Source organism: Microbacterium tenebrionis, assembly GCF_903645325.1.
Taxonomy (GTDB): Bacteria; Actinomycetota; Actinomycetes; order Actinomycetales; family Microbacteriaceae; genus Microbacterium; species Microbacterium tenebrionis.
This window is the reverse complement of record NZ_CAHJXQ010000020.1, coordinates 1-12,261: the sequence shown is the minus strand read 5'-3', so window position 1 is coordinate 12,261 and position 12,261 is coordinate 1. Positions and strand designations below refer to the sequence as shown.

Genomic DNA, 12,261 nt, shown 5'->3' with positions numbered 1-12,261 from the left:
GAACACGACGTGGTCGAGGTGCAGCGCGGCCGGCCAGAGCAGTCCGCGCTCGCGCAGGCTGCGTTTGGCCTCGTCGTCGAGGTAGGTCTGCGGTTTACGGCGTTCGTGAACGATCTCGTTCGTCAATCCGAGGTGGCGTAGTACTATTGTCTGCCACTCGGTCTCGTCGGCGTCCGGGTGACCGGGATACCTGAGGATCACGGGAACGGGATCGGGCCGTCCGTGGCGCCGAGCGAAGTCGACGGCGAGCGCGAGCACCGCAGACGAGTCGCGTCCGCCGGAGAACGACACGAAGACGTCTTCGCGCGCAAATGCGGTCGACATCGCCTGATCGAGCGCGGCCCGCGGATCACGGGACGGCGCAAAGGCCCGGCCGTCCGTTGCGGAGCGGCCGACGGTCAGCGGGGATCCGTGGACGAGTTCCCGCTGCGACAGCCTGATGTAGGAAGGAGCATTCATCTGCTCAGCCACAGAGTGATCCCCCCGCAGCTAGATGACTGCGGGGGGATCACTCGAGAGGTTCAGGAAACCTCGGTGCCCCAGGTGAAGAACAGGAAACGGTCGTCGTTACCGTGTCCGCCTTCCGCGAGGGTGAGGTCGGCGATGCTGCCGACCGACTTGATGAAAGGCGCCTCGTAGGACATATTGACTCCCCAGATCAACTGATATCGCCCGGGAAAGCCCCGTGCGATACGAGGAAAGTATCAGGGTTCGCAAGGCGCGTCCAGTCTTTTTCGTGCATTGCTTCTCGCGCGCCTCCCGCTACGCTCAGGCTATGGCAGACCGCAGCCCTCCTCCGACCCGACGCAGCGTCGGCCGCCTGCATGAACTGGTGCGTTTCAGCCTGCGGATGGTATGGGGATCGGCTCGAGCTGCTTTCTCGTGGCTCATGGCATTCCAGATCGTGAACGCCGTGATTCTTGCGCTTCAGGTGCTCTCGGTCCAGTGGGTGCTCGACGCCATCCTCTCCGTCGAAACCGGCGGCGCCCGCGCTGTCATAGCACCGGTCCTGATCCTGGCAGGACTCACGGCGGCGAGTGCGGTCGTCGGATCTGTTCAGAACTCGCTAGGGCGGTTCGTCGGGGAATCCGTCTCTCGCCACATGTGGGGCGAGATCCTCGATGTCTCGACCCGGGTCGGACTGGTCTCCTACGAGGATCCGGGATTCTTCGACCACCTCGAACGCGTGCGCGGAAGCGCGCTGACACGACCGCTGCAGGTGACCAACGGACTGATCGGCTGCGTCGGGGCTCTCGCCGCGGGCATTGGTCTGGGTGCCGCGCTCTTCGGATTCAGCCCGTTGCTGCTCCCGCTTCTACTGGTCGGGGCCATCCCACTGCTGTTCACGAGTCGCTGGGAGAGCAGGCGCGAGTATGCCTTCAACGTGGACCAGACCACGAAGACACGGCAGCGGACGTATATGGCGTTACTGCTGACCGGCCGGGACGAGGCGAAGGAGGTGCGATCGTACGGGCTCCCGCGAACTCTTCGCGCGCGATACGACTCACTGTACGACACGTATCTTCGTCAGTTGGCAGTCCACCTGAAGCGGCGGGGGCTTCTCAACGCGACCGGTCAGGGCCTGTCGGCCCTGGCACTCGTCGCGACATTGCTCGTACTCGTCTGGCTCATCGCCGACGGGGCGGTCACCGTCGCTCAGGCCGGTGCAGCGCTGGTCGCTGTGAGGATGCTTGCTTCGCAGGTCCAGGCGGTCATGGGCGGTGTGCAGTCGATCTTCGAATCCGGTCTCTTCATCGACGATCTGCAGGACTTCCTCGCCCGCAAGCCGGCCGAGGATTCGGGCTCGGGTCCTACCCAACCTCTCGAATTCGACCGCATCGTCGTCGACGCCGTGCAGTTCACGTACCCGGGTAAGGAGCAACCGGCTCTCGACGGCGTATCGATGAAGATCGGTCGCGGAGAGATCGTCGCTCTGGTCGGAGAGAACGGATCGGGAAAGTCGACTCTCGCCAAGCTGGTCGCCGGACTGTATGAGCCGTCCACAGGGGAGATTCGATGGGATGGCATGCCTGTGACTCCGGCGACGTCGAGCACCGTGCGGGCAAGCACCGCCGTGATCTTCCAGGACTTCGTACGCTATGCCGTGGACGCACGATCGAACATCGCATTCGGACGGCCGGACGTCGAGGTCGATCAGGCCGAGGTCGAGCGCGCCGCCGAGGCGTCCGGTGCGGCTGCAGCCATCGATTCGCTCCCAGACGGTTACGACACCACACTCACCCGGCTCTTCGATGGCGGTCAGGATCTCTCCGGCGGGCAATGGCAACGGGTCGCGATCGCGCGGGCGTTCTACAAGGACTCTCCTCTGGTCATCCTCGACGAGCCGTCGGCCGCGCTCGATCCGCGGGCCGAGTACGATCTGTTCGCCTCGCTCCGCGAGACTCTGCGAGGTCGGTCAGCCCTGGTCATCTCGCACCGTTTCTCGACCGTTCGCAACGCTGATCGCATCTATGTGCTCGATCAGGGCCGGGTGATCGAGTCGGGCTCGCACGATGAGTTGATGAGACAGTCTGGCGTGTATGCGGAACTATTCAGGCTTCAGGCGTCGGCGTATCTCGCGGACGAGGCGCCGGGCGAGGAGACGGCATCCGGGCCCAGCACGTGATGAGGGCGATCAACGAGCCGCACATCCAGACGAGTGCGGCTGACGATACGAGGGGCCACGTCGGGCTCACGGCCGTGACCACCGCGAGCCCAGCGATGGGCGCCCAGATCGTCAGGCTCCACAGTATCCAGTGCGGTGTCGGCCGCGGCCGACACCGCGAGGACAGGCTGAGCCAGGGCACGACGACGACGGCCAGAAGCAGTCCGGCCAGGACATCCGACATCCTGTGGGCGTGCGATGCGACAGACCCGACGGATGCTACGAATGCGCAACCCGCTGCGAAGACGACCGATAACCTCCCCAGCCGGTTGTCGGGGACGAGGCGTGCGACACCCGCCACGCATATGGCCGCGACCGCCGCGTGCGCGCTCGGAAGCGTGTTCGCGTCGTAGGCGCTGAGCCCCCAGTCCGGACGGACGATCACGGCATCGCGCAACAAGACGCACACCGCATAGACGACGATCACGGCGGCTGCCGGGAGGACTGTCGCCGCTCTCGGACCGCCGATCAACCTCGTGATCACCACCAGGCCGAACGCCACCAGGGTGAGCATCAACCCTGTGGTCCGCAGCTCGCCGAGCAGTTCACCCGCGGGGGACCACGTCAGCGCACCGAGAGTAGCCTCGTCGAGGCGCTGCCCCAACGTGCTATGCACGGCGAACACGAGGACCACCACGAAGATGAGGGCGGCGGCGACACTGCGCACGAGGGCGATGCGCACATGTCCTCCTCGAAGGCAAGCGAAGCTGTGGGTCTCCATGGTGGCACAGAAGCCGCGCCCCGCAAGTGCCCCTGTGCCCCAGGATGTCTGTGCGCGGAAGCGCGTCTTCCACTACGCTGTGCCGTGCGGGTCGAATCGGGGAAGTCTGTCCGCACTGGGAGTGCGCACTGGGGAGTGCGCAGATGAGACTGGGGAGTTCTCATGAAGGGGATCATTCTCGCGGGCGGTTCCGGCACGCGTCTGCATCCGATCACGCTGGGTGTGTCGAAACAGTTGGCTCCGGTGTACGACAAGCCGATGGTGTACTACCCGTTGTCGACGTTGATGCTGGCGGGGATCGACGAGGTGCTGGTGATCACGACGCCGCATGACGCGGCGCATTTCGAGCGACTGCTGGGCGATGGGTCGCAGTTCGGGATCAGCATCCGGTTCGCACAGCAGGCGTCGCCGGACGGTCTGGCGCAGGCGTTCACGATCGGTGCAGATTTCATCGGGCCGGATGCTGTGGCGCTCGTGCTCGGCGACAATCTGCTGTACGGGCCGGGGCTGGGCACGCAACTGTGCCGGTTCTCCGGGATCGAAGGCGGGGCGATCTTCGCGTACTGGGTCGCGGAGCCGGGCGCGTACGGGGTGGTGGAGTTCGATGATGCCGGTGCTGCGGTGTCGTTGGAGGAGAAGCCGGACGTTCCGAAGAGCAACTACGCGGTGCCGGGGCTGTACTTCTACGACAACGATGTGGTCGAGATCGCGCGGGGGCTGCGGCCGAGTGCGCGCGGCGAGTACGAGATCACGGACGTGAACCGAGAGTACCTTCAGCGCGGGAAGCTTCAGGTGGAGGTGCTGCCGCGGGGGACAGCGTGGCTGGACACCGGGACGTTCGACCAGATGACGGATGCCGCCGACTATGTGCGGACGATGGAACGCCGGACGGGCATGAAGATCGGGGTGCCGGAGGAGGTCGCGTGGCGGAAGGGGTTCCTCGACGATGAGGAGCTGCGTTCCCGGGCCGAGACGCTGGTGAAGTCGGGGTACGGATCGTATCTGCTGGGACTGCTGGAGCGGGGCGACCGATGAGACTGCTCGTCACCGGGGGTGCGGGGTTCATCGGGTCGAACTTCGTCCATCACGTCGTCGAGCACACCGATCACACGGTGACGGTGCTGGATGCCCTGACGTATGCGGGCAACCGCGCGTCGCTGACGGGGCTGCCGTCGGAGCGGGTGCGGTTCGTGCGCGGCGACATCACGGATGCGGCGCTGGTGGACGAACTATTCGCCGGGGCGGATGCTGTGGTGCACTACGCGGCTGAGTCGCACAACGACAACTCGCTGGATGATCCGCGGCCGTTCCTGGACACGAACATCGTCGGCACGTACACGCTTCTGGAGGCCGCCCGCAGGCACGGCACCCGGTTCCATCACATCTCCACGGATGAGGTGTACGGCGATCTGGAGCTCGACGACCCGGGCCGGTTCACCGAGACCACCCCGTACAACCCGTCGTCGCCGTATTCGTCGACGAAGGCGGGGTCGGATCTGCTCGTGCGCGCGTGGGTGCGGTCGTTCGGGGTCCAGGCGACGATCTCGAACTGCTCGAACAACTACGGCCCGTTCCAGCATGTGGAGAAGTTCATTCCCCGGCAGATCACGAACGTGCTCCGCGGCATCCGCCCGAAGCTGTACGGGGCCGGGCAGAACGTGCGCGACTGGATCCATGCCGATGACCACTCCTCCGCCGTGCTCACCATCCTCGACAAGGGCCGGACCGGCGAGACGTACCTGATCGGCGCAGACGGGGAACGCAGCAATCGGGACGTCGTCGAGATGATCCTCACCTTGATGGGGCAGCAGCCGGATGCGTACGACCACGTCACCGACCGGGCCGGGCACGACCTGCGCTACGCGATCGACTCGACGAAGCTGCGCAGCGAGCTGGGCTGGGCCCCGCGGTTCGCGGACTTCGAAGCGGGGCTCGCGGCGACCGTCGACTGGTACCGCCACAATGAGTCGTGGTGGGCGCCGTCCAAGGACGCCACCGAAGCCTTCTACGCCGGAAAGGGTCAGTGATGGTGTCGATCACGCGCACGCCGATCCCCGGGCTGCTCCTGTTCGACCTTCCCGTGCACGGGGATGCGCGCGGCTGGTTCAAGGAGAACTGGCAGCGCGAGAAGATGGTCGCGGCGGGTCTTCCGGACTTCGGCCCGGTGCAGAACAACATCTCGTTCAACGACGCGGTCGGCACGACCCGCGGCATCCATGCCGAACCGTGGGACAAATTCGTCTCGGTCGCCACCGGGCGGATCTTCGGTGCCTGGGTCGACCTGCGCGAGGGCCCCACCTTCGGGGCCGTGTTCACCACCGAGATCGATCCGTCACGGGCGATCTTCGTGCCCCGCGGCGTCGGCAACTCGTATCAGACCCTCGCGCCGGACACCGCGTACACGTACCTGGTCAACGACCACTGGTCCGCGGATGCCCGTTACGCCAACCTGAACCTCGCCGATGAGACGGCCGGCATCGACTGGCCGATCCCGCTCACCGACGTGGAGATCTCGGAGAAGGACAAGACGCACCCGCGGCTCGCGGACGTCACGCCGGTCCCGCCGCGGAAGATCCTCATCACCGGCGCGGACGGGCAGGTCGGTCGGGCCCTGCACGCCGAGTTCGGTGACGCGTCGCACATCGAGTACGCCACACGCACCGCTCTCGACATCACCAGCCCCGGCCTCGCGGATGCCCGCCACTGGCGCGACTACGGCACGATCATCAACGCCGCCGCCTACACCGCCGTCGACACCGCCGAGACCCCCGACGGACGCAGGGACGCCTGGGCGATCAACGCCGCCGCACCGGCTGCGCTCGCCCGCATCGCCACCGAACACGGCATCACCCTCGTGCACATCTCCAGCGACTACGTCCACGACGGCACCAGCGAAGGCGCCTATACCGAGGATGCACCGGTCAGCCCGCTCGGTGTCTACGGGCAGACCAAGGCCGCCGGCGACCTCGCCGCCGCGACCACCCCTCGCCACTACATCATCCGCACGTCCTGGGTCATCGGCGACGGCCACAACTTCGTCCGCACCATGGCGAACCTCGCCGAACGCGGCATCGACCCGACCGTCATCGACGACCAGCACGGACGGCTCACCGTCACCAGCGACATCGCCGCCGGCATCCGGCACCTGCTCGGCACCCGCGCACCGCACGGCACCTACAACCTCACCGGAACCGGGCCCGCACGAACCTGGGCCGACATCGCCCGCGACGTCTACCAGCACCTGGGCCATGACCCCGCCCGCATCACACCCGTCACCACCGACGCCTACTACGCGAACGCGACAGGGCCCACCGCACCACGACCCCGCAACAGCATGCTCGACCTCGACAAGGTCACCCGTGCGGGGTTCACACCGACCGACGCCGACAGCGCGCTGCGCACCTACGTCGAAGAACTCGGACGCGCACGCTGACCGCGTGAGGCCGACGGGGCTCTGCAGTTCGTGCGCTGACCCGGACGCGACTTCACCGTCGGCTTCAGATCGTGAGTCGCTGGCCGGAGGTGCCTCGATCGCCGGGAGGATCCCGCAACGTCGTGCGCTGCTCTCCCCGGTGATGCTCCTCCTCGACCGCTGGTGCTGACAAGCCCTGCCGCTGTCGCGACCCTGTTCTCGTCAGCGTCCGGCCAGCAGGCCGACCGCGACGACGCGCGCCTTGCGCGAAGCCAACAAACTCACGTCTTTTCCTCCCCCAGGGGTCCCCAAAACCCTGATGGTTCAGGAATGTGCTCGCGCCTCCCCAGGAAAGGCCCGCGGCATTCCGTCCCCGCCTGCCCCGACGTTCGGATTACGTTCGGTGCAAGTGCGGTAAGCATATTCGCGCTCCCGGACGCCAACAAGATCACGAGAAAGACTCGTTACATTTCCGTGATCTTGGCTTATCGGAGCCGGTGCACCGCTTGGTATACGTTCTGCACTTCTCCCCGATCAGCGCGGGTTAAAGCGCAAGCCGCTCCTTGACGATGTCGGCCAGGCGCTCGGCGTACGCCTGGGCGGATTCCGCATCCGCCGCTTCGACCATGACACGGACGAGCGGCTCGGTCCCCGACTTGCGCAGCAGGACGCGACCGGAATCTCCGAGCTCGCGTTCGACATCGGCGACGGCATCCTGCACGCCCTCGTCGTCGGCGACGCGGTCCTTGTCGACGCCGCGCACATTGACGAGCACCTGCGGGTACACCGTCATCACGGCGGCGAGCTCTGCGAGCGACTTCTTCTTGTGCGCCATCTCGGCGACCAAGTGGAGTCCGGTGAGGACGCCGTCGCCCGTTGTCGCGAACTCGCTCATGATGACGTGGCCGGACTGCTCTCCACCGAGGGAGAAGCCGCCCTGGTTCATGTCCTCGAGCACGTAGCGGTCGCCGACGGCGGTCTGGCGCACGGTGATGCCGTTCTCGCGCATCGCCATGTGGAGCCCGAGATTGCTCATGACCGTGGCGACGAGCGTGTCCTCGACGAGGTGACCGCGCTCCTTCATCGCCACGGCGAGGATGGCCATGATCTGGTCGCCGTCGATGATGTTGCCCTCGGCATCCACGGCGAGGCAGCGGTCGGCGTCGCCGTCATGGGCGATCCCGATGTCTGCGCCGAGGCGCACGACGGCCTCGGCCAGGTTGTTCAGATGGGTGGAGCCGACGCCATCGTTGATGTTGAGACCGTCGGGGTCGGCACCGATCACCGTGACGGTCGCGCCGGCATCCTTGAAGGTCTCGGGCGACACCCCGGATGCTGCGCCGTGCGCGCAGTCGAGGACGACGTGGATGCCGTCGAGCCTGTGCGGCAGCGAGCCGAGCAGGTGGAGCTTGTAGCGGTCCTCGGCGTCGGAGAAGCGCTCGATGCGACCGACGCCGGCCCCGGTGGGGAGGAGCTTCTCCCCCGCCATCGCGGCCTCGATGCGCTCCTCGACGACATCGGGGAGCTTCACGCCGCCGCGAGCGAAGATCTTGATCCCGTTGTCCGGCGCGGGGTTGTGCGATGCTGACACCATCACGCCGAAGTCGGCGTCGTGGTCGCCGACGAGGAACGCCAGCGCCGGGGTGGGGATGACACCCGCGTCGAGGACATCGACGCCGGAGGCTGCGAGGCCGGCCGAGACGGCGGCCACGAGGAACTCACCGGAGACGCGCGGGTCGCGGGCGACGACTGCCGAGAGCCGCTTGCCCTGCGCCTTGCGGGCCTCTGCGGTGCGGCCCTGGCCCAGGACGACAGCAGTCGCCTGGGCCAGGGAGAGCGCGAGATCGGCGGTGAGGATGCCGTTGGCAAGCCCTCGCACGCCGTCCGTGCCGAAGAGCGGCATCTGCGGGATCAGCGCTTCGAGTACTGAGGCGCCTTGCGCGCCTTCTTGAGACCGGCCTTCTTGCGCTCGATGACGCGCGCGTCGCGCGAGAGGAAGCCGGCCTTCTTCAGGGTCGGGCGGTTGTTCTCGACGTCGATGCCGTTGAGCGCACGAGCGATACCGAGGCGCAGGGCCCCTGCCTGACCCGAGTCGCCGCCGCCGGAGATGCGTGCGATGACGTCGTACGCGCCCTCGAGGTTCAGCACCTTGAACGGGTCGTTGATCAGCTGCTGGTGCAGCTTGTTCGGGAAGTAGTCCTCGAGCGTACGGCCGTTGACCGTGATGGTGCCCGAGCCGGGGACCACGCGCACGCGGGCGATGGCCTGCTTGCGGCGACCGACGGCAGCGCCGGAGACGTTCAGCACCGGACGGGGAGCCGTCTCGGTCGCTGCGCTCTCCGGGGTGGAGGTCGAGTAGTTCTGCGGGGTTTCGGTGGTTTCGATGTCAGCCACGAGTATGTCCTTAGTCGTTGCGGCGCTTACTGGGCGACCTGGTCGAGGGTGTACGGCGTCGGCTGCTGCGCGGCGTGCGGGTGCTCGGCACCCGTGTAGACCTTGAGCTTCGACAGCTGCTGGCGGCCGAGGCTGTTCTTGGGGAGCATGCCGCGGACGGCCTTCTCGACAGCGCGGACCGGGTTCTTCTCGAGGAGCTCGGAGTAGCTCGTCGCGGTGAGGCCGCCCGGGTAGCCCGAGTGGCGGTAGGCCATCTTCTTCTGGAGCTTCTGGCCGGTCAGGGCGACCTTGTCGGCGTTGACGATGACGACGAAGTCGCCGGTGTCGACATGGTTGGCGAAGGTCGGCTTGTGCTTGCCGCGCAGGAGCGCTGCGGCGTGCGAGGCCAGGCGGCCGAGAACGACGTCGGTGGCGTCGATGACGACCCAGTCACGCTGGACCTGCCCGGTCTTCGGGGTGTATGTGCGCGTCACAATAGTGCTGCTTTCTTGATCGAACGGAGAGGTTCGTGAATCCCACTCCGGGGTGGTTCTCTTCCACACTCGCTGAGCTGTCGAAGCGGAACACGCCAGTGGAGGGCTCACGTTCGCGGTGCACGCAGTCGGCACCAAAGCGATAGCTTACGGCATCCAGCCCGCCTGCGCCAATCGTCCGCCCGGCCGCGCGCTACTCACTCGCCCGCGCCCCCGCCCTCTCCCCTCCCTCCGAGGGGTCGCAATTGGACGCCATCCGCGCAACAACACCGCCATACGCGCCACCTCGCGCCGAACCGCGCGTCGTCGCGAGCCCGGAGGGGTCGCAAGTGGTCGCCATCTTCGCAACGCAACCGCCGTTCACGTCACCTCGTGCGCCGGGTCTTCCGTCATGGGACTTCTGTGCACACTCGTCTTCGCTCCCAGAGTTGTCCCCGGGTCGCGGCGGCACCGCACGCACATGACCGCCGCCGTCGAGATGCTGGTGACATGTCTCGCCCTCCACGACCGCTGCCTGTCGGACTCGACGGCGAGTTCTCGACGACGCAGGCAGCGCAACAAGGAATCACGCGCGCACGACTGCGTGCGCACGATCTCAGTTCGCCATTCCACGGTGCTCGCCGCCGCAGGGATGTGGATGCTCATGCTGAAGCAGAAGCAGCCACCGACACAGGCGCATACGCACAGCGTCGCGCACAACGACGCAGGGTGCTCAACGATATGCGCGCCTACGCCACTGTCATGCCGGAGGAGAGTTTCTTCTGCGGTCGCACCGCGGCAGTCGCCTACGACGCATGGATCAACCATCCGGGCGATCTCGAGGTCGCCGTGTTCTCGCCTCGACGCGCGCCGCGCGCCGCAGGCGTGCGTGGCCGCAAGGTCGCTCCGCATCTCGCTGCGACGACGACCCATGAAGGACTTCTGTTGTCGACTCCGGCATCCACCTGGGCGATGCTGGCGCGGGACGTCACACCGCGCGAGCTCATCGCGATCGGGGACGCCTTCGTCCAGATCCCTCGCGATGAGTACGGTCGCCGGCATCCTGACCAGGCTCTCGCCACCATTTCCGATCTGCGAGCAGCGGCCGACGCCGGTCCCCGACCACGATCGACGGCGCACATCGGGGCAGTGCTGGATCTCATCCGTGTCGGCAGTTCGTCGCCGCTGGAAACAGACTTCCGCCTGGATGCCGAGGCGGCGGGTCTCCCCACACCGGAGCTCGACCTCGAGATCCGCGGGCCGAGCGGCGAGCTGCTGGGCATCTCCGAGTTCGTCTTCCGCCAGTACCGCGTGGTGGTCGAAGTCGAGGGCGATCATCATCGCACGGAGCGTCGGCAGTGGCTCCGCGACATGGAGAAGTATCACGCGTACGCGGCCGCGGGTCTGGAGGTCGTCCGCCTCACTTCCGCGCATATCCGCGGTCGGCATCCCCCGGCCGTCTCGATCGTGATGTCAGCACTCCGACGTCATGGCTGGGACGGTTGATGGTCTCGATTGAATCTCCGGAACGAAGGGTCGCAGACGGTCACCAACGCCGCGGCACACCCGCCATTCGCGACCCCTCGCGCGCACTTGCCGGCTGCCGGGGGCAGAGGGGTCACGAATGGTCGCGTGGGAGGCCGAATGACCGCCATCCATGACACCTCGGCCCGGGGAGGCCGGCCGCGCTCCTACTCCGGGAACGGAATGCGCGGGGCGCGACCGGTCGGCGCCTTGTCGAAGTCCTTCTCGGCACGGATGCGATCCTTCTCGATCTGCTCGAGCGCGATCTCTACTGACCGCGCGAACACGTCTCCTCCGGCCTTGCCGGGATGGATGCCGTCGCCGGCGAGCAGGTCCTCGTGAGGCGCGATGTCTCCCGACCAGTCCGCCACCCAGACGTGCCGGTGCCGTGCGGCGAAGGTCGCGAGCTCGGCGTTCACACCGGGGATCCAGTCGCGCGGCGCATGCGCGTTGACGAGGATGAGGTTGCGTTCGGGCCCGGCGATCCGCGACATCTGTTCGAGCACATCCGAGTCGACGGGTCCGTTCGTGCCGAGCGCGACGACGACGTTCTGCCGAAGCGCTCCCGCGTCCTCCAGGTGCTGGAGGATCTCGGGGCCCGCCCACACCGAACGCGACACCTCGGCATCGACCTCGATCCCAGGGAACTCCTCGAGCAATGACGGCGCGGATGCGAGCATGACCGAGTCGCCGACCGCGGTGATCTCCCCGCCCTCGGGGACCGCGATCTTCTCCGGCACGGGGTCGGGCACGGGGGTCTCGGCCGACTTCAGCGCATCCTCTCCGCGCCCGATCGCCGCCGCTGCGGTGGTCGTGTGCGGCGCGTTCACGATCGCGGCGGTCGTACCGCCGACCCCGACGAGCGCGACCACCAGAGCACCGACGCCGACGAACCGGCTCACCGGGTCGCCTGCGATCCCGCGGCCGAGCCCGCGCAGCGCGTGCCGGAACCCGTAACGGCGGAACGGCGTCTCCACGAACCGGTACGACACCGCCGCCGCGCCCACCGACAGTACGAGCGCCGTCACTCCCGCCCACACCGGAACACCCGCCTCGGGGCCGAAGCCCTGCGTGGCGATGAGCGTCAGGACGA

The 12,261-nt window shown here is 67.1% G+C and carries 12 protein-coding genes; 5 read left to right on the top strand and 7 right to left on the bottom strand.

Annotation, left to right across the window (positions count from 1 at the left end; genetic code table 11):
* Nucleotides 1-471 (bottom strand): asparagine synthase-related protein (locus HWX58_RS14745; RefSeq protein WP_217703007.1); only part of this gene is annotated, 471 nt, incomplete at its 3' end.
* A 50-nt stretch (nucleotides 472-521) separates the two neighbouring features.
* Nucleotides 522-644 (bottom strand): hypothetical protein, encoded by a 123-nt coding sequence (locus tag HWX58_RS15305; protein ID WP_284690617.1) that lies wholly within the window; start codon nucleotides 642-644, stop codon nucleotides 522-524.
* A 245-nt stretch (nucleotides 645-889) separates the two neighbouring features.
* On the opposite strand from HWX58_RS15305, the gene HWX58_RS14740 reads away from it, so the two are divergent.
* The gene (locus HWX58_RS14740) at nucleotides 890-2,626 is read left to right on the top strand and encodes an ABC transporter ATP-binding protein (protein WP_250646288.1); all 1,737 of its coding nucleotides are present in this window, start codon (nucleotides 890-892) and stop codon (nucleotides 2,624-2,626) included.
* On the opposite strand, the gene HWX58_RS14735 is transcribed toward HWX58_RS14740, so the two are convergent.
* The gene (locus tag HWX58_RS14735) at nucleotides 2,553-3,347 is read right to left on the bottom strand and encodes a phosphatase PAP2 family protein (RefSeq protein WP_175989019.1); all 795 of its coding nucleotides are present in this window, start codon (nucleotides 3,345-3,347) and stop codon (nucleotides 2,553-2,555) included. The two genes, HWX58_RS14740 and HWX58_RS14735, sit on opposite strands and share 74 nt — an antisense overlap.
* A gap of 201 nt (nucleotides 3,348-3,548) precedes the next feature.
* Here HWX58_RS14735 and rfbA point away from each other — a divergent pair, with 201 nt between their 5' ends.
* From rfbA to HWX58_RS14720, 3 genes are read left to right on the top strand one after another with little or no spacing between them, the layout of a single operon-like run.
* The gene (gene rfbA, locus HWX58_RS14730) at nucleotides 3,549-4,421 is read left to right on the top strand and encodes a glucose-1-phosphate thymidylyltransferase RfbA (RefSeq protein WP_175989016.1); all 873 of its coding nucleotides are present in this window, start codon (nucleotides 3,549-3,551) and stop codon (nucleotides 4,419-4,421) included.
* Nucleotides 4,418-5,413: a dTDP-glucose 4,6-dehydratase gene (gene rfbB / locus HWX58_RS14725; RefSeq protein WP_175989014.1), complete on the top strand. Its 996-nt coding sequence runs from the start codon at nucleotides 4,418-4,420 to the stop codon at nucleotides 5,411-5,413. Before rfbA ends, rfbB begins: the two co-directional genes overlap by 4 nt.
* A complete protein-coding gene (locus tag HWX58_RS14720) occupies nucleotides 5,413-6,819 on the top strand; it encodes a sugar nucleotide-binding protein (protein WP_175989012.1) in 1,407 nt (468 codons plus the stop codon). Before rfbB ends, HWX58_RS14720 begins: the two co-directional genes overlap by 1 nt.
* 523 nt (nucleotides 6,820-7,342) lie before the next feature.
* Here HWX58_RS14720 and glmM read toward each other — a convergent pair.
* The 3 genes from glmM to rplM are packed head-to-tail and all read right to left on the bottom strand — an operon-like array spanning nucleotide 7,343 to nucleotide 9,665.
* A complete protein-coding gene (gene glmM / locus HWX58_RS14715) occupies nucleotides 7,343-8,701 on the bottom strand; it encodes a phosphoglucosamine mutase (RefSeq protein ID WP_175989010.1) in 1,359 nt (452 codons plus the stop codon).
* Between the two features lie 8 nt (nucleotides 8,702-8,709).
* The gene (gene rpsI, locus HWX58_RS14710) at nucleotides 8,710-9,192 is read right to left on the bottom strand and encodes a 30S ribosomal protein S9 (RefSeq protein ID WP_175989008.1); all 483 of its coding nucleotides are present in this window, start codon (nucleotides 9,190-9,192) and stop codon (nucleotides 8,710-8,712) included.
* Nucleotides 9,193-9,218: 26 nt separating this feature from the next.
* The gene (gene rplM / locus HWX58_RS14705; protein WP_175989006.1) at nucleotides 9,219-9,665 is read right to left on the bottom strand and encodes a 50S ribosomal protein L13; all 447 of its coding nucleotides are present in this window, start codon (nucleotides 9,663-9,665) and stop codon (nucleotides 9,219-9,221) included.
* Between the two features lie 741 nt (nucleotides 9,666-10,406).
* Here rplM and HWX58_RS14700 point away from each other — a divergent pair.
* On the top strand, nucleotides 10,407-11,150 hold the full coding sequence (locus HWX58_RS14700; protein WP_175989002.1) for a putative endonuclease domain-containing protein: 744 nt from the start codon (nucleotides 10,407-10,409) through the stop codon (nucleotides 11,148-11,150).
* A 185-nt stretch (nucleotides 11,151-11,335) separates the two neighbouring features.
* On the opposite strand, the gene HWX58_RS14695 is transcribed toward HWX58_RS14700, so the two are convergent.
* A partial coding sequence (locus tag HWX58_RS14695) for an SGNH/GDSL hydrolase family protein (RefSeq protein WP_508619507.1) occupies nucleotides 11,336-12,261 on the bottom strand: 926 nt, incomplete at its 5' end.

Bases quoted from the DNA above. Each gene is read 5' to 3' on its own strand.
- HWX58_RS15305 (WP_284690617.1), bottom strand. From the start codon at position 644: ATGTCCTACGAGGCGCCTTTCATCAAGTCGGTCGGCAGCATCGCCGAC.
- glmM (WP_175989010.1), bottom strand. From the start codon at position 8,701: ATGCCGCTCTTCGGCACGGACGGCGTGCGAGGGCTTGCCAACGGCATC.
- HWX58_RS14720 (WP_175989012.1), top strand. From the start codon at position 5,413: ATGGTGTCGATCACGCGCACGCCGATCCCCGGGCTGCTCCTGTTCGAC.
- HWX58_RS14700 (WP_175989002.1), top strand. From the start codon at position 10,407: ATGCCGGAGGAGAGTTTCTTCTGCGGTCGCACCGCGGCAGTCGCCTAC.
- HWX58_RS14740 (WP_250646288.1), top strand. From the start codon at position 890: ATGGCATTCCAGATCGTGAACGCCGTGATTCTTGCGCTTCAGGTGCTC.
- rfbB (WP_175989014.1), top strand. From the start codon at position 4,418: ATGAGACTGCTCGTCACCGGGGGTGCGGGGTTCATCGGGTCGAACTTC.
- rfbA (WP_175989016.1), top strand. From the start codon at position 3,549: ATGAAGGGGATCATTCTCGCGGGCGGTTCCGGCACGCGTCTGCATCCG.